This window comes from Mycobacterium mantenii (assembly GCF_010731775.1).
GTDB classification, from domain to species: domain Bacteria; phylum Actinomycetota; class Actinomycetes; order Mycobacteriales; family Mycobacteriaceae; genus Mycobacterium; species Mycobacterium mantenii.
Genome location: NZ_AP022590.1, coordinates 3,466,467 through 3,482,616, shown reverse-complemented (window position 1 = coordinate 3,482,616; position 16,150 = coordinate 3,466,467). Strand labels below are relative to the sequence as shown.

The window sequence follows — 16,150 nt, the reverse complement described above, 5'->3', positions numbered from 1 at the left end:
CAGCGTGATGCCCCAATGACCGCCGGGCCGCCGGCGCCGCCCGCGCCGACCGGCGCACGAGGACGGCAAATCGCGATCGCGTTCGGGATCGTCGCCACCCTCATCGTCATCTACGCGCTGTCGCTGATTGCCGTGCATCTGTTGGCCAAATCGGCGCCGCCACTGCCCGCGGTGGACCTGAGCAAGGTCGAGGCCGAGGACAGCGTCGTGCAGGTGAGGTTGGAGAAACTGGACACCGTCGCGAACCGCTTGACGGTCAACGTGCTCGTCTATCCCAAAGACACGTTGTACGACAAGAACTTCGGCGTGCTGACGACCGATGCGGCGGTCCGGCTGTATCCCGACAACGACCTGGGTGACCTGCAGTACCCGGTCGGCAAGGCGCCCGCGCAGGTGACTACGACCATCGAGGCGCACGGCGATCCCGCGAACTGGCCGTTCGATTCGTACCGGACCGGGGTCATCTCCGCCGACGTGTTCACCGGATCCGGCGCCAACAAGGAGAAGACGGCCGCCCGCGTCGAAGCCACCGGAGGGCTGGACGGGTGGGACGCCACCGTCACCCGGGTCCACGACGCCGAAGACACCAACCCGGACCTCAAGGACGACGTGGTCATCACGTTGCACCGGGCTAAGGGACAGTTGATCTTCGACGTCGGCATCTGCCTGGTCTTGATCTCGCTGCCCGTCCTGGCGTTGTGGGTCGCCATTCCCGTGGCGCTGGGCAGGACATCCTTCCTGCCGCCGCTCACCACGTGGTACGGCGCAATGCTTTTCGCCATCGTCCCGCTGCGCAACATCTTGCCGGGCAGCCCACCGTACGGCTCGTGGGTCGACCAGGCCATCGTGCTGTGGGTGTTGATCGCGCTGGTCACCGCGCTGACGCTGTTCCTGGTCGGCTGGTGGCGACAACGCGATCGAAAAACGCCTACCAAGACCTGAATTCGCTCATTCGGGCTTGGGCGCATCCGGGGAGCTGATCGCGTCGACCGCGCTGGAGACCCGTGCCTGGAAGTCGGGCGACAACGGGATGTAGCTGCTTTTGGCCAGTTCGATCTGACCGGGGCCGATAGCCGCCAGAAAAGCCTTGACCGCCTTGGCCACGTCGTAGGTCGGGTACTTCGAGCGGACGATCTCGTAGGTGGCCAACACGATCGGGTACACGTCGGGCTGCGCGGGGTTGTAGAACGACGACAGGTCGAGCACCAGATCATTGCCCGCACCGGTGATCTTGGCGCCCTTGATGGTTTTGCCGACCGTGTCGGTCCCGATCCGCACCGGGCGCAACGACCGACGGCTGGCCGGCGTCTTGATCTCGGCGGCGAACAGACCCCGCTGGAGCGCGAACGACAATTCGTTGTAGCTGATCGCTCCCTCGGTGCTCTTCACGGCGGCGGCGGTGCCGGTGTTGCCGACGGCGCCGGTACCGACACCGCCGTTGAAGGTCTTGCCCACACCCTTGGCCCAGGCTCCTCCCGACGCGGACTGCAGGTAGGTCTGGAAGTTGTCGATGGTGCCCGAGTCGTCGCTGCGGTAGATGACATGAATGTCCTCGGCCGGCATGGAGGCGTTGAGCAGTGCCAGGGCCGGGTCTTCCCAGCGCGTGATGGTGCCGTTGAAGATCTTGGTCAGGGTGGGGCCGTCGAGCACCAACGAGGCGTCGGCACCACCGCACCGCCGCTTGGCGGCGGCGTACTGGTCGCCCGAGGGCGGCGTGTCCGAACCGGCGAAATCCGTTTTGCCGGCGAGGAAGTCGGTGATGCCGTTGCCGGACCCGTTGGCGGTGTAATTGAGGGTCTGCCCGGAGCACGCCTGGCGATAGGCCTCGATGAAGCGGGTCATCGCGTTGGCTTGCGCGGTCGAACCGCTGGCCGCCAGGGTCTGCTTGCCGCCGCAGTCGACCTTGGCCCCGGCGGTGTACGGCAGGCTCAAGGGGGGGTCGCTGCAGGCGGAAACCGACATCGTGGCGGCCGCCAGCACGCTGACGATCGATCGATTGCGCTTCACTCCACGACTGTTACCGCTGCGGATTAACAGGCAAACAAATTCCGGATGAACTGGTGCGCCCACCGGCGGGTGGTTGAAAATTTGCTCGGTCCGGTGGGTGGGCTTTTTCGATCCGCCGCAGTGGTTTCGCTGTGCCGGTGCTCACGTCATGACATATTGCGGGAATTACCTAAACATGACGAGATTGTGAAGTCACCCCGCAGCGATCGTGGGTTCGCTAGCATCCGTCCTCGAAAGCTCTGATCCCCCACGGAGGTGTTCACCGATGACCCATCAAGCGCCGCCCTCACTACCGTCTCCAGCACCGACGGAGCAACCACCCGCGACGGCTCCGCCCGCGGCCGCGCCCGACCGGCGGCGCAAACGACGCGGGGTCATCGCCGTGGCCGTCGCCGCGGGCTTTGTCGTGGTCTACGTCCTGTCGCTGTTCGGGGTGCATCTGCTGGCCAAGACCGCGGGACCGCTCAAGCCGCCGGACCTCAACGCGACCAACGACACCGTCGTTTTGGTGCGCCTCGAAAAGCTGGACACCATCTCCAACCGCCTCACGGTCAAGGTGCTGGTGATTCCCGAGGAGTCGATGTTCGACAAACGCCTCGAGGTGCTCACGACCGACACCGCGGTGCGCATGGATCCCCCGAATGACCTGGGCGACCTGCAGTACCCGGCCGGGAAGTCGCCGGCGCAGGTGGCGACGACCATCGAGGCACACGGCAACCCGAACAACTGGCCGTTCGACTCCTACAGCACCGACACCCTGTCCGCCGAGGTGCTCGTCGGCCAGGGCGATGCGCGCCATTACATACCCGCGCGAGTCGAGGTCACCGGCGGCTTGGACGGCTGGGACGTCAGCGTTCAGCGCGTCGGTGAGGCCAGCCAGGAGGCGGATCGCCCCGACAACGTCGTCATCACCTTGCACCGGGCCAAGGGGCCGCTGATCTTCGACCTGGGAATTTGCCTGGTCCTCTTCGCGCTGCCCGCATTGGCTCTTGCCGTTGCCATCCAAATCGCCCTGGGACGAAGGAAATTCGTGCCGCCGTTCGTGACGTGGTTCGCCGCGATGCTGTTTGCCGTCATCCCGATCCGGAATTTCCTTCCGGGCGCGCCGCCGCCGGGTGCGTGGATCGACCAGGTCCTGGTGCTCTGGGTGCTGATCGCGCTCGTCGCGGCGATGGCTCTCTACATGCTGACCTGGTATCGGCAATCCGAATAGGGGCCGGCGTAGCCTGACGGGGTGCTGAGCGAGCTGGTCGACCTGCCTGGCGGGTCATTCCGCATGGGGTCGACCAGCTTCTACCCCGAAGAGGCGCCGATCCACACCGTCACGGTGGGTCCCATTGCGGTGGAACGGCACCCGGTGACCAACGCGCAGTTCGCCGAATTCGTCGCCGCCACCGGGTATGTGACGGTAGCCGAGCAGCCGATCGACCCGGCGGCGTATCCGGGAGCGGATCCCGACGATTTATGCCCTGGTGCATTGGTTTTCCGGCCGACGCCGGGGCCGGTCGACCTGCGCGACTGGCGGCAATGGTGGCATTGGATGCCGGGGGCGAGCTGGCGCCATCCGTTCGGGCCCGACAGCGATGCCGCGGACCGCGGCGATCATCCGGTGGTACAGGTGGCCTATCCGGACGCCGCGGCCTATGCGCGCTGGGCGGGGCGTCGGCTGCCGACCGAGGCCGAGTGGGAGTACGCCGCCCGGGCCGGTTCCACGACGACGTACTCGTGGGGTGATGAGGCCAGGAGCGGTGGCCGGCTGATGGCCAACACCTGGCAGGGCAGCTTCCCGTACCGTAATGACGGGGCGCTCGGCTGGGTGGGGACGTCGCCAGTCGGCACGTTCGCCCCCAACGCATTTGGGCTCGTCGACATGATCGGCAACGTGTGGGAATGGACTGCCACCGAATTCTCGGCACATCACCGGCTCGACCAGCCGCCCAAGTCCTGCTGCACCCCGTCGGGTCCCGCCGACCCGTCCGTCAACCAGACGTTGAAGGGCGGCAGCCACCTGTGCGCGCCGGAGTACTGCCACCGTTACCGTCCGGCGGCCCGGTCACCGCAATCGCAGGACTCCGCGACGACGCACATCGGGTTTCGCTGCGTAACGGATCCGGCATCGGGTTAGCAAACTCGAGGCGCTGGGTCGTCCGGTTGGGTGCCGACGACGTCGGCCGGTGAAGTTAACGCCGCATGGCCGGTGGGCGACGGGCGCCTGCTGCCTTTCTGGGCAGTGAATTTCGCCGCGCGGCGGGCCCTGGCATTCTCTAACATCTGACCACGTGCCACCCCGTTCCGGCCGGATCTCGCCAGCGGCGCCGGTCCGACGTCAGCAAGCCCTCCGGTGTCCCGCTGGACGATTGCTGGCGGTGGTCACGCCCGCAAAGAAAAAGCGCGAGGCGCCGCGGATCGCGATCGGTGTCGTCATCCTCGCGGGCGTCATCGTCGTCTATGTCCTGTCCCTTTTCGGTGTGCATTTTCTGCAGCGCTCGGAAGGCCCACTGCCACCGCTGGATCTGAGTTAGGGCGGGGGCGATGCCACGATCGTCCAGCTGCGCCTCGAAGAGTTGAAGCCGGTCGACGAACCGTCTCTCCGTCGAGGTGCTCGCCTATCCCGGAGTTCCGCAGTACGACAACCGTTTGACGTTATGGCCAATGACGTCGCGGTACGTCTTTATCCCACAAGCGATTTGGGGGATCTGCAATACCCGAAGGGCAAGGCGCCGGCCCAACTCAGCCGACTCGACCGCGCTGCCCACCCGGCGCGACCGACAACGGCAACGTCGTCATCACCCTGAAGCGGGCCAAGGGTCCGCTGATCTTCGACCTCGGTATCTGCCTGGTGCTGATCAGCCCTGCCCACCCTGGCACTGCTGGTCGCAATTCCGATGGCGCTGGGCAGACGGAAATTCCTGCCGCCGTTCGCCACCTGGTATGCCGCGAACCTGTTCGCAATCGTCCCGCTGCGCAACATCCTGCCCGGGGCGCCGCCGCCCGGTTCCTGGATCGATCAGGCGACTGACTGTCGGAGCCGGGTGTCGGACCGGCGTGGGATGATCGAATGTATGTTCGAGTGGTGGTATGCGTCGCGTCCGACGCTGGAGTCGTCGGCGTTGCTGGATCGGGTGCGCGAGCCGGGCGTGCCGAGGCGCGCGCGGCCGCGGGGCGGTTGGTGCCTGCCGGGGAGTTGCTGGTGTTGTGCTGTCGGCAGTCCGGGGAGTGCGCGGACTGGTCGGCCGATGCGTGGGAGGTGGTGGCCGCGCAGCTGGGGGCGGCGTTGGGGTGCAGCGTGGCGATGGGGCATAGCTATTTGCGGTATGCGATGGCGATGCGTGATCGGGTGCCGCGGGTGGGTGAGGTGTTTCAGGCCGGCCGCATCGATTATCGGGCGTTTCAGACGATCGTGTTTCGCACTGATCTGATCGATGACCCCGAGGTGCTGGCGAAGGTGGACGCGCAGTTGGCGGCGCTGTTGTCGCGACGCCCCTCGCTGACCCGCGGTGGGTTGGCCGCCGCGGTGGACCGGGTGGTGGCCGCCGTGGATGGCGATGCGGTGCGCCGGGCCCAGCAAGCGATCAGCGATCGTTTTGTGGACGTGCTGGCCAACGAGTCGGGGATGGCCTGGGTCAGCGGCAGCGTGTTCGGCCCCGACGGTCAGGCCCTGGACCGGCGCTTGACGGAGTTGGCCGCCACCGTGTGTGACGCCGACCCGCGCACCCTCGTCCAGCGGCGCGCCGATGCGGTGGGGGTGCTGGCCGCTGGGGGAGTACGGCTGGTGTGCGGCTGCCGACGGCCCGACTGTCCGGCAGGTGCGGCCACGCCCGCCGGCAATGTGGTGATCCACGTGGTCGCCGAGCAGGCCAGTGTCGAAGGCCGCGGCCCCACCCCGGCGGTGGTGTCCGGGGTGGAGGGTCTCCTGCCGGCCGAGGTGCTCACCGAGCTGGCCGCCTCGGCGCGCCTGGTGCCGCTGCGCCCACCGGCAGCCGCTGAACCCCGGTATGCCCCCTCGGCTGGGTTGGCTGATTTTGTGCGGTGCCGGGATTTGACCTGTCGGGCCCCGGGGTGTGAGCGCCCGGCCAGCGCCTGCGACCTCGACCACACCATCCCCTACGGTCAGGGCGGGCCCACGCACGCGTCGAATCTCAAGGCGCTGTGTCGATGTCACCATCTGATGAAGACATTTTGGGGATGGCGCGATCACCAGCTGCCCGACGGCACGGTCATCTGGACCCTGCCCGACGGGCACACCTATGTCACCACCCCGGGCAGCGCGCTGCTGTTCCCCAGCCTGTGCGCCCCGACCGGCGACCCGCCCCTACCCACCGGACTGAAACCCGACCCGTGCGCCGAGCGCACCGCCATGATGCCGCTGCGCACCCGCACCCGCGCCCAAAACCGGGCCGCGCGAATTGCGGTCGAGCGCAAGCACAATCGCAACGCCCGGCAAACGAAACGCCGAGAGCGCGAGTCCGCCTGCATCGGTCCCGCATCACCGGCCGACGGCGAGGATGATCCGCCGCCTTTCTAGCCGGCGAAGAGGCGCCATTCACCGGGCACGCCCTTGAGCTGGTGGGAGCCACGCTCGATGAACTCGAGGCCTGACCCGATCAACAGGTCGTGCAGCGTGCTGGACACCAGCACCTCGTTCGGCCCGGCCAAAGCGCTGACCCGCGCGCCGATCTGCACGGCGATCCCACCGATATCGTCGCTGCGGACCTCGCACTCGCCCGTGTGCAACACGGCGCGCACCTCGATACCGAGTGCCTGCACCGCGTCGCGAATTGCCATGGCGCAGCGGATCGCTCGTTGGGGACCGTCGAACATAGCCAGGAACCCGTCTCCGGCTGTGCTGACCTCGCGGCCCCGAAAGCGAGCCAGCTGTGACCGCACGATGGCGGCGTGCGCGTCGAGCAGCGCGTGCCAGTCCCGGTCGCCCATCGCCGCGGCCCTACGCGTCGAATCCACGATGTCGGTGAACAACACCGTGGCAAGTACCCGATCATCGGCGACGTCAGTCTGGTGCCCGGTGAGGAACTCGGCGACCTCTCGGAAGGACGCGCGCCAGTCCGGTTCGACGAAGTGGTACACGTTGCGGCCCGGCAGCTCAACGTATTTCGCGCGCGGAATGTGGTCGGCGATGTACTTGCCCGTCGCGGCGGGAATCATTGGGTCGTCGGCGTGGTGAAGAACGACGGTCGGCACACGAATGGTTGAAAGGATTGACCGCGCGTCCGTTCGGCTGCTCAGTGGCAGTATGACCCCAGGGTTTTCGGACTCACGGCCAAGCGTTCGACACGGGCAAGGCTCGCCCGGATCTCCTCGTTCCATGGCATGTCCGGATTGATGACGTGGTGTTACTCGCCTGTTCCCCACATAGCAACCACTGCGGCTTCGCTCTGCTCGAGCGTCCATCCATCGGCAGGGGAGCCGAAAGGGTCCGCGAAGCCCTCGAGTATGACGAGTGCGGTCGTGCGGGACGGGTGTGTCGCGGAGAACAGCGCCGCAGGCGCCACGGCGGATGTGTTGGCGAGAAGCACGGATTCGCAACTGCCGATGTCATCGAGCACCGCTGTGATGCTGTCGGCCCATTGCTCCGGTTTCGGCATCGTGCGGGGGTCAGGAGGGTCGGATACACCGGTGCCCGGCTGATCGAAAAAATCATCCGACCGAGCGACGTCATAAACTCCGGCCAGCCCTGAGCAACGGCAGCTCGGCCTCACCCTGGGCAGACGCCCGGTAAACGACGCGCAAGTTCCCGTTCATCGCATAGCGCGTCTCCGAGAACATTGCCGGAAGTCTAGTTCTCAGCTCGCGGCTCAGCAGACGTTTCCGCTGTTCAAGAGCGTTCCGCTGACGTGATCCTCAGCGATTCGGTGCCACCATTTGATGAAGACCCGGCCGATCTCGATCGCCGGTGAGCAGAATTTGGCTCTGAGCTGGTCGTCCCCTAGACTCTAGGGGTTGCCTTGGGCAGACCTCGGCCGGTGTGAATCGGCCCCGCGTGCCCTTCGGCGACAGAGACCGCGCACGTCAGGTTTTTGGTGGGTCATGCCCGCCGAATGCCCACCCCGGTGGGTTCTCCTGCCGTGCACACGCAACCACGTCAGGAGATCGAGTGATTCAGCAGGAATCGCGACTGAAGGTCGCCGACAACACCGGCGCCAAGGAGATCTTGTGCATCCGTGTGCTCGGCGGTTCGTCGCGACGCTACGCCGGCATCGGTGATGTCATCGTCGCGACCGTCAAGGACGCCATCCCCGGCGGCAACGTCAAGCGTGGGGATGTCGTCAAAGCCGTCGTGGTGCGCACGGTCAAGGAGCGCCGGCGTCCCGACGGCAGCTACATCAAGTTCGACGAGAACGCCGCGGTGATCATCAAGCCCGACAACGACCCGCGCGGGACGCGCATCTTCGGGCCGGTGGGTCGCGAACTGCGCGAGAAGCGGTTCATGAAGATCATCTCGCTTGCCCCGGAGGTTTTGTAAATGAAGGTCCGCAAAGGCGACACCGTCCTGGTCATCGCCGGCAAGGACAAGGGCGCCAAAGGCAAGGTGCTGCAGGCTTATCCGGAACGCGACCGAGTGCTGGTCGAGGGCGTCAACCGGATCAAGAAGCACACCGCGATTTCGACCAACCAACGCGGAGCGCAGTCGGGCGGCATCGTCACCCAGGAAGCCCCCATCCACGTCTCCAACGTGATGGTCGTCGACTCGGACGGTAAGCCGGCCCGCGTCGGTTACCGGCTCGACGAGGAGACCGGCAAGCGGGTTCGTATCTCCAAGCGCAACGGCAAGGACATCTAGCATGACCACAGCAGAGGCTAAAGAAAAGGTTCAGCCGCGCCTGAAAGAGCGCTACCGCAGCGAGATTCGTGATTCGTTGCAGCAGCAGTTCGGCTACGCCAATGTCATGCAGATCCCAACGGTGACCAAGGTCGTCGTCAACATGGGTGTCGGCGACGCGGCGCGGGACGCGAAGTTGATCAACGGCGCGGTCACCGACTTGGCGGCGATCACCGGGCAGCGGCCCGAAATCCGCCGCGCACGCAAGTCCATCGCCCAGTTCAAGCTGCGTGAGGGCATGCCGATCGGTGCGCGGGTCACCCTGCGCGGGGACCGGATGTGGGAGTTCCTGGACCGTCTCACCTCGATCGCGCTGCCCCGTATCCGCGACTTCCGCGGGCTTTCGCCCAAGCAGTTCGACGGTGTCGGCAACTACACCTTCGGCCTGGCTGAGCAGTCGGTGTTCCACGAGATCGACGTGGACAAGATCGACCGGGTCCGCGGCATGGACATCAACGTCGTCACCTCGGCGACGACTGACGACGAAGGACGAGCGCTGTTGCGGGCCCTCGGCTTTCCGTTCAAGGAGAACTGAGTAGATGGCAAAGAAGGCACTGGTCAACAAGGCCGCACGCAAGCCGAAGTTCGCGGTGCGCGGCTACACGCGTTGCAACAGGTGCGGCCGCCCGCGCGCGGTCTTCCGCAAATTCGGCCTGTGCCGGATCTGCCTGCGCGAGATGGCGCACGCGGGCGAACTGCCCGGCGTGCAGAAGAGCAGCTGGTAACAGCCCCAACCCGTAAGACCAACCCAGAAAAGGTGCGCGACAGGCCCGGACCGGGAACCATCGCGAGGAAGGTGACAGACACTGTCATGACTGCGACAACGACGATGCAGAGCGCAGCGATGAAGAGGAGTGGCGCTCGATGACCATGACGGACCCGATCGCAGACTTCTTGACACGTCTGCGCAACGCCAATTCGGCGTATCACGACGAGGTGACGTTGCCGCACTCCAAGATCAAGGCAAACATCGCCCAGATCCTCAAGAGCGAGGGCTACATCACCGACTTCCGGACCGAGGATGCTCGGGTCGGCAAGTCGCTGATCGTTCAGCTCAAGTACGGGCCGAGCAGGGAGCGAAGCATCGCCGGCCTGCGCCGCGTGTCCAAACCCGGTCTGCGGGTGTACGCGAAATCCACCAATCTGCCGCGCGTGCTCGGTGGCCTGGGTGTGGCGATCATCTCCACCTCCTCGGGTCTGCTGACCGACCGCCAGGCAGCCCGACAGGGCGTGGGCGGCGAAGTCCTCGCGTACGTCTGGTAAGGGCGGGGAGGTAACGAAAGACTATGTCTCGCATTGGTAAGCAGCCGGTTCCAGTCCCGTCCGGAGTCGACGTGACGATCGACGGTCAGAAGGTGTCGGTGAAGGGACCCAAGGGCGCCCTGGATCTGACGGTGGCCGAGCCGATCACCGTGTCGCGCAACGACGATGGCGCGATCGTGGTCGCCCGTCCCAACGACGAGCGGCGCAACCGCTCGCTGCACGGACTGTCGCGCACCCTGGTGTCCAACCTGGTCACCGGCGTGACCGAGGGGTACACCACCAAGATGGAGATCTTCGGCGTCGGTTACCGGGTGCAGCTCAAGGGCTCCAACCTCGAGTTCGCATTGGGCTACAGCCACCCCGTGGTGATCGAGGCTCCGGACGGCATCACGTTCGCCGTCCAGTCGCCGACGAAGTTTTCCATCACCGGGATCGACAAGCAGAAGGTCGGCCAGATCTCGGCGAACATCCGCCGTCTGCGCCGCCCCGACCCGTACAAGGGCAAGGGCGTGCGCTACGAGGGTGAGCAGATCCGGCGCAAGGTCGGAAAGACAGGTAAGTAATCATGGCGCAAACACAAGGCGGCATCGCCGCGCGAAAGCCGTTGGGGCAGAGCGTATCCGCGACTCGACGCGTCTCTCGGCTGCGCAGGCACGCACGGCTGCGCAAGAAGATCGCCGGTACTCCGGAGCGTCCGCGGCTGGTGATCAACCGGTCCGCGCGACACATTCACGTGCAACTGGTCAACGACGAGACCGGGACCACGGTGGCCGCGGCGTCGTCGATCGAGGACGACGTGCGCAGCCTGCAGGGAGACAAGAAAGCCCGCAGCGTGCGGGTGGGCCAGCTGATCGCCGAACGCGCCAAGGCCGCCGGCATCGACAGCGTGGTCTTCGACCGAGGCGGATACACCTACGGCGGACGGATCGCGGCGCTGGCCGATGCCGCACGCGAGAACGGATTGCAATTCTGATGACAGAGAGCTTGAACACGACTGGAAGGACCGCATAATGGCGGAGCAGCCGGCCGGCGGACGAGGCGCCGGCGACAGCCGTGACTCGCGCGGTGACCGCGACAGCCGCGGTCGGCGTGGCGACGGCGGTCGTGGTGGCCGCGACCGCGACGGCGACAAGAGCAACTACCTGGAACGGGTTGTCGCGATCAACCGTGTCTCCAAGGTGGTCAAGGGTGGTCGGCGATTCAGCTTCACCGCGCTGGTGATCGTCGGAGACGGCAACGGCATGGTCGGTGTCGGCTACGGCAAGGCCAAGGAAGTTCCCGCGGCCATCGCCAAGGGCGTCGAGGAGGCCCGGAAGAGCTTTTTCCGGGTGCCGCTGATCCGCGGGACCATCACCCACCCGGTGCAGGGTGAGGCGGCCGCCGGTGTGGTGCTGCTGCGTCCCGCCAGCCCGGGTACCGGTGTGATCGCCGGTGGTGCCGCCCGTGCGGTGCTGGAATGCGCTGGTGTGCACGACATCCTGGCCAAGTCACTGGGTAGCGACAACGCGATCAACGTGGTGCACGCGACGGTCGCCGCGCTCAAGCTGCTGCAGCGCCCCGAGGAGGTGGCCGCGCGCCGTGGCCTGCCCATCGAGGACGTTGCGCCGGCCGGAATGCTCAAGGCGCGCCGCGAAAGTGACGCGATGGCCAGTGCTGCGGCCCGCGAGGCCCAGACCTCGGGGGCGCAGCCATGAGTAGTCAACTGAAGATCACCCAGGTGCGCAGCACCATCGGGGCCCGCTGGAAGCAGCGCGAGTCCCTGCGCACCCTGGGCCTGCGAAAGATTCGCCAGTCAGTGGTCCGCGAGGACAACGCGCAGACCCGCGGGCTGATCGCGGTCGTCAGCCACCTCGTCGAGGTGGAGCCGGCGGAGGCGACGGCCGCGGGTTCCGGAGGTAGCAAGAAATGACGATCAAGCTGCACGATCTCAAGCCGGCGCGCGGGTCGAAGACCGCGCGCACCCGGGTCGGTCGCGGTGAGGGCTCCAAGGGCAAGACCGCCGGTCGCGGTACCAAGGGCACCAAGGCACGCAAGAACGTGCCTGCGACCTTCGAGGGTGGCCAGATGCCGATCCACATGCGGCTGCCCAAGCTCAAGGGCTTCCGCAACCGCTTCCGTACCGAGTACGAGATCGTCAACGTCGGCGACCTCAATCGGCTTTTCCCGCAGGGCGGTTCGATCGGCGTGGACGAGTTGGTGGCCAAGGGTGCGGTTCGTCGCAACTCGTTGGTCAAGGTCCTCGGCGACGGCAAGCTGACGGTCAAGGTCGAGGTGTCCGCGCACAAGTTCAGCGGCAGCGCACGCGAGAAGATCACCGCCGCGGGCGGTTCGGCGACCGAGCTGTCCTAGCTAGCTCAGCTGCGGAATCACTTCTGCGGCAAGGCGTTCCATCTGCTCACGGTTCTCGCGGGCATCGGTGCCGACGGGGTTCAGCAGCACCATCTGCGCCCCGGCGTCGATGACCTCACGCAGCCCGCGCACCACGTCGTCGGGTGTGCCGTAGACCGGCACGTCCTGCACGCCGGGCATCCGCCCGTAGATGCGGTCCAGCCCGGCGAGCACACGTTCCCGTGCCTGGGCGGCGTCGTCGTCGACCATCAAATAGACGCGTTTGCCGATGGTGAAGCCGGCGGGGTCCTTGTGTTGCTCGTCGAGCTCGCGGCGCACGACGTTCACGGCGCCGGCGAACGCTTCGGTGGTCGACGAGCCGGCGCCCAGGAATGAGTCGCCGTGCCGCACCGCGCGGGCCAGCGCCTTGGGCGCGAGGCCGCCGAACCAGATCGGCGGGTGCGGTCGCTGCACCGGCTTGGGTTGGATGGGCAGGTCGTCGACGTCGCGGAACCGGCCGTGAAACGTCACCCTCGGCTCGTCGGACCACGCGGCCTTCATCAGCTCCAGCCCCTCGCTGAAATACGAGATGAAGGTGTCCTTGTCGACGCCGAAGGCGGCGAACTTCCGCCTACCGCCACCGGGGGCGACACCGATGTCCAGCCGGCCGTGGCTGAGTCGGTCGACGGCGGTGGCGGCCGAGGCCAACTGCAACGGGTCGTGCAGCGACGTCACCAGGACGCCGACGCCCAGGCGCAGCCGCTCGGTGCAGGCGGCGCAATACGCCAGCAGTTCCAGCGGCGCCAGCAACGGTGCGGGCCCGATGATCTGTTCGAGCAGCCAGCCGCCCTCGAACCCGAGCTCCTCGGCGCGCGCGAGGAAAGCGCGCAGCCCCGCCCCGTCGAAACCGTCGTAGTCGAACTGCGGGATCGCGATGGAGAACCTCACCCGACCACCGTACGGGCATCTCTCTGTAGTCTGCAGACATGTTCGCTTTCCTGCCTTCGATCCCCGGCGTCGACGAGGTTCGGACCCTGGCCGGGCGGGTCGATACCGCCCGCCATCGCGGCGTGCCCAACGGTTGTGTGCTCGAGCTGGACCTGCGTTCGATCCCGCCGGAGACGACGGGCTTCGACCCGCTGGCCCTCATCAGCGGGGGCCGGCCGGTAGCGCTGCGCGACATGGTGGCCGCCATCTACCGGGCGGCCGAGGATCCGCGGGTGGCCGGGCTGATCGCGCGGGTACAACTCACCGCGTCGCCGGCGGCCGCGGTGCAGGAGCTGCGCGAGGCCATCGCCGCCTTCACCGCCGCCAAGCCGTCCCTGGCCTGGGCCGAGACCTACCCGGGCACGTTGTCGTACTGCCTGGCTTCGGCGTTCGGCGAGGTCTGGATGCAGCCTGCCGGAAGCGTCGGGCTGATCGGCTTCGCCAGCAACGAGACCTTCCTGCGCGACGCGTTCGACAAAGCCGGGATCGAAGCGCAATTCGTCGCGCGCGGCGAATACAAGTCGGCCGCGAACCGTTTCACCGAGCACGGCTTCACCGAGGCCCACCGCGAGGCCGTCACCCGGATGTTGGAGAGCGTGCAGGAGCAGGTGTGGGCAGCGGTCGCGGAATCGCGCAAGCTCGATGCCGGCGTGCTCGACGCGCTCGCCGACCGCGCCCCGCTGCTGCGCGAGGAGGCCGTGTCCGCGGGCCTGGTCGACCGGATCGGCTTCCGGGACGAGGCCTACGACCGGATGGCGGAAATGGTTGGGGTGCAAGATGTTTCCGAGGAGAGCGCACCACCGAGGTTGTATCTGTCGCGCTACGCAGGTGCGGCCCGATCTTCCCGGCTGACCCCGCCGGTGCCCTCGGTTCCCGGGCGGCGCCCCAAGCCGACGGTGGCCGTCATCAACGTCGACGGCACGATCGTCGACGGGCGTGGCGGGCCCCAGTTCCTGCCGTTCGGCGCCTCCACCGTCGGAAGCGACACCATCGCCCCGGCGCTGCGGGAGGCCGCCGCCAACGAGTCGGTGTCCGCGATCGTGCTGCGGGTGAACAGCCCCGGGGGCTCGGTGACCGCATCGGAAACCCTGTGGCGCGAGGTGAAAAGGGCTCGCAAACGCGGCAAGCCGGTAGTGGCGTCGATGGGTGCAGTCGCCGCCTCCGGCGGCTACTACATCGCGGCGGCCGCCGACGCGATCGTGGCCAGCCCCGCGACCATCACCGGTTCGATCGGCGTGCTCACCGGCAAGCTGGTGATCCGGGATCTCTTGGAGCGCCTGGGCGTCGGGCTGGACACCGTGCGCACCAACGCCAACGCCGACGCGTGGTCGATCGAGACTCCGTTCACCCCGGAGCAGCGCGCCCGCCGGGAAGCCGAGGCCGACCTGGTGTACGCCGACTTCCTCGAGCGGGTCGCCGACGGCCGCAACCTGACCACCGAAGCCGTCGACCGGGTCGCCCGGGGCCGCATCTGGACCGGTGCCGACGCCCGCGAGCGGGGCTTGGTCGACGAACTGGGCGGCTTCCGAACCGCGCTGCGCCGGGCGAAAATCCTTGCCGGACTTGACGAGGACACCGCCGTGCGCGTCGTCACCTACCCGGGCGGCTCGCTGCTGGACATGCTCCGGCCGCGGGCCTCCTCGCAACCGGCCGCCGCGTCGGTGCCCGACGCGCTGGGCGCGCTGCTGGGCCGCACCATCGGCGCCATCCTGGACAACGCCGAACGGTCGTACAGCGGGGCCAGCGCGTTGTGGCTGGGCTCCTGGCGGCTGTAGCCCCGATGGTCACTAGGCCGATGGTCGCGACTAGCCCGCCAGCTTGGCGCTGATGAAGATGATCTCGCCGAGCGGGTCGTCGTGCTCGGGGGCCGGCGCCTCGATGCCGTTGCGCGCGAAGAGTTCCGTTCGCGTCACGCCATCGGCCTGCCACCCGATGCTGGACAGATAGTCGATGACATGCGTGCGTTCGCCGGTGTAGACCAGCGACGCCATGTCGATGTCGACGCCGTGCTCCCGGAATGAACCGGACATCTCGCGGACCCGTTCGGAATCGAAATCCACTATGCCGGGCACGAATTCGGTGGCGATGGTGCTGCCGGGCGCACTGAGCGCGGTGATGTTGTCGAAGAGCTGATCCTGGGCCTCCGGCGGCAGGTAGATCAGCAGGCCCTCGGCCAGCCAGGCCGTCGGCGCCGCGGTATCGAATCCCGCAGCCCTGAGCGCGGTGGGCCAGTCCGCGCGCAGATCGATGGGAATGGTGCGCCGAGTCGCGGTCGGCTCGGCGCCGACGCCGGCCAGGGTGCTGCTCTTGAACTCGATCACCCGCGGCTGGTCGATCTCGTAGACCACGGTGCCGGCCGGCCAGGGCAACCGGTAGGCGCGCGAGTCCAGCCCGGACGCCAGGATCACCACCTGGCGCACCCCGCCACCGGTCGCGTCGACGAAGTAATCGTCAAAGAATCTGGTGCGCACCGCCATTCCGTCGACCATCGACTGGATACGCACCGGGGTGGCGTTCTCGATGGAGTCCAGATCGAGGTCGCCGTCCATCATCTTGGTGAAGAAATCCACCCCGACCGCGCGCACCAGCGGCTCGGCGAACGGATCGTTGATCAAACCGCGGGGATCCCTGGTCGCCATCGCGCGCCCGGCCGCGACCATGGTCGCGGTCGCGCCGACGCTGGACGCCAGATCCCACTCGTCGTCGTGAGTGCGTGACATGGTCTCA

Annotated in this window: 19 protein-coding genes and 3 pseudogenes; 18 read left to right on the top strand and 4 right to left on the bottom strand. The window is 67.1% G+C overall.

Annotated elements, in window-relative coordinates; translation table 11 throughout:
* Nucleotides 1–15: 15 nt before the first annotated feature.
* Nucleotides 16–942 (top strand): DUF4436 domain-containing protein, encoded by a 927-nt coding sequence (locus tag G6N50_RS15595; protein ID WP_083093327.1) that lies wholly within the window; start codon nt 16–18, stop codon nt 940–942.
* A 6-nt stretch (nt 943–948) separates the two neighbouring features.
* Here the strand turns inward: G6N50_RS15595 and pstS are convergent, their stop codons facing one another.
* Nucleotides 949–2,007, bottom strand: coding sequence for a phosphate ABC transporter substrate-binding protein PstS (gene pstS / locus G6N50_RS15590; protein WP_083093329.1), 1,059 nt, complete (start codon nt 2,005–2,007; stop codon nt 949–951).
* 265 nt (nt 2,008–2,272) lie between these two features.
* Between pstS and G6N50_RS15585 the strand changes: the two genes are divergently transcribed.
* The 6 genes and pseudogenes from G6N50_RS15585 (at nt 2,273) to G6N50_RS15570 (ending at nt 6,532) form a co-directional block, all read left to right on the top strand.
* Entirely contained in the window at nt 2,273–3,220 is a 948-nt protein-coding gene (locus G6N50_RS15585; RefSeq protein WP_083093331.1) for a DUF4436 domain-containing protein, read from the top strand.
* 21 nt (nt 3,221–3,241) lie between these two features.
* Entirely contained in the window at nt 3,242–4,132 is an 891-nt protein-coding gene (locus G6N50_RS15580) for a formylglycine-generating enzyme family protein (RefSeq protein WP_083093333.1), read from the top strand.
* 241 nt (nt 4,133–4,373) lie between these two features.
* Nucleotides 4,374–4,529 carry a hypothetical protein gene (locus G6N50_RS30130; RefSeq protein WP_372509960.1) on the top strand — a complete coding sequence of 52 codons (156 nt, stop codon included), beginning with the start codon at nt 4,374–4,376 and terminating at the stop codon, nt 4,527–4,529.
* Between the two features lie 42 nt (nt 4,530–4,571).
* Nucleotides 4,572–4,802 (top strand): hypothetical protein, encoded by a 231-nt coding sequence (locus tag G6N50_RS30125; protein WP_372509959.1) that lies wholly within the window; start codon nt 4,572–4,574, stop codon nt 4,800–4,802.
* Nucleotides 4,803–4,892: 90 nt separating this feature from the next.
* Nucleotides 4,893–4,961: pseudogene (locus tag G6N50_RS30120) on the top strand (DUF4436 family protein); the annotation flags it as partial.
* A gap of 108 nt (nt 4,962–5,069) precedes the next feature.
* Nucleotides 5,070–6,532, top strand: a pseudogene (locus tag G6N50_RS15570) (HNH endonuclease signature motif containing protein).
* Here the strand turns inward: G6N50_RS15570 and G6N50_RS15565 are convergent.
* Nucleotides 6,529–7,791: pseudogene (locus G6N50_RS15565) on the bottom strand (adenylate/guanylate cyclase domain-containing protein). The pseudogenes G6N50_RS15570 and G6N50_RS15565 sit on opposite strands and share 4 nt — an antisense overlap.
* Nucleotides 7,792–8,119: 328 nt before the next feature.
* Between G6N50_RS15565 and rplN the strand changes: the two are divergent.
* From rplN to rplO, 10 genes are all read left to right on the top strand, one after another.
* Nucleotides 8,120–8,488 carry a 50S ribosomal protein L14 gene (gene rplN, locus G6N50_RS15560; protein ID WP_003403649.1) on the top strand — a complete coding sequence of 123 codons (369 nt, stop codon included), beginning with the start codon at nt 8,120–8,122 and terminating at the stop codon, nt 8,486–8,488.
* Nucleotides 8,489–8,806: a 50S ribosomal protein L24 gene (gene rplX / locus G6N50_RS15555; protein ID WP_067102759.1), complete on the top strand. Its 318-nt coding sequence runs from the start codon at nt 8,489–8,491 to the stop codon at nt 8,804–8,806. It begins immediately after the preceding gene.
* Nucleotide 8,807: 1 nt separating this feature from the next.
* On the top strand, nt 8,808–9,380 hold the full coding sequence (gene rplE / locus G6N50_RS15550) for a 50S ribosomal protein L5 (RefSeq protein ID WP_083093335.1): 573 nt from the start codon (nt 8,808–8,810) through the stop codon (nt 9,378–9,380).
* Between the two features lie 4 nt (nt 9,381–9,384).
* Complete coding sequence (locus G6N50_RS15545; RefSeq protein WP_007167851.1) at nt 9,385–9,570, top strand: type Z 30S ribosomal protein S14; 186 nt, start codon at nt 9,385–9,387, stop codon at nt 9,568–9,570.
* Between the two features lie 139 nt (nt 9,571–9,709).
* Complete coding sequence (gene rpsH / locus G6N50_RS15540) at nt 9,710–10,108, top strand: 30S ribosomal protein S8 (protein WP_068073394.1); 399 nt, start codon at nt 9,710–9,712, stop codon at nt 10,106–10,108.
* 23 nt (nt 10,109–10,131) lie between these two features.
* On the top strand, nt 10,132–10,671 hold the full coding sequence (gene rplF, locus G6N50_RS15535; protein WP_083093337.1) for a 50S ribosomal protein L6: 540 nt from the start codon (nt 10,132–10,134) through the stop codon (nt 10,669–10,671).
* A 41-nt stretch (nt 10,672–10,712) separates the two neighbouring features.
* On the top strand, nt 10,713–11,081 hold the full coding sequence (gene rplR, locus G6N50_RS15530) for a 50S ribosomal protein L18 (RefSeq protein WP_083093559.1): 369 nt from the start codon (nt 10,713–10,715) through the stop codon (nt 11,079–11,081).
* Nucleotides 11,082–11,118: 37 nt separating this feature from the next.
* Nucleotides 11,119–11,802, top strand: a complete 684-nt coding sequence (rpsE, locus tag G6N50_RS15525; RefSeq protein WP_083093339.1) for a 30S ribosomal protein S5 — start codon at nt 11,119–11,121, stop codon at nt 11,800–11,802.
* Entirely contained in the window at nt 11,799–12,017 is a 219-nt protein-coding gene (gene rpmD / locus G6N50_RS15520; RefSeq protein ID WP_067833815.1) for a 50S ribosomal protein L30, read from the top strand. The genes rpsE and rpmD overlap by 4 nt, the downstream gene beginning before the upstream one ends.
* Nucleotides 12,014–12,457, top strand: a complete 444-nt coding sequence (rplO, locus tag G6N50_RS15515) for a 50S ribosomal protein L15 (protein ID WP_066869416.1) — start codon at nt 12,014–12,016, stop codon at nt 12,455–12,457. The genes rpmD and rplO overlap by 4 nt, the downstream gene beginning before the upstream one ends.
* On the opposite strand, the gene G6N50_RS15510 is transcribed toward rplO, so the two are convergent.
* On the bottom strand, nt 12,458–13,384 hold the full coding sequence (locus tag G6N50_RS15510) for an LLM class flavin-dependent oxidoreductase (RefSeq protein WP_083093341.1): 927 nt from the start codon (nt 13,382–13,384) through the stop codon (nt 12,458–12,460).
* A gap of 38 nt (nt 13,385–13,422) precedes the next feature.
* Between G6N50_RS15510 and sppA the strand changes: the two genes are divergently transcribed.
* Nucleotides 13,423–15,198 carry a signal peptide peptidase SppA gene (sppA, locus tag G6N50_RS15505; RefSeq protein WP_083093343.1) on the top strand — a complete coding sequence of 592 codons (1,776 nt, stop codon included), beginning with the start codon at nt 13,423–13,425 and terminating at the stop codon, nt 15,196–15,198.
* Between the two features lie 30 nt (nt 15,199–15,228).
* Here sppA and G6N50_RS15500 read toward each other — a convergent pair whose 3' ends face one another.
* Complete coding sequence (locus G6N50_RS15500; RefSeq protein WP_083093345.1) at nt 15,229–16,143, bottom strand: class I SAM-dependent methyltransferase; 915 nt, start codon at nt 16,141–16,143, stop codon at nt 15,229–15,231.
* Nucleotides 16,144–16,150: the final 7 nt, after the last annotated feature.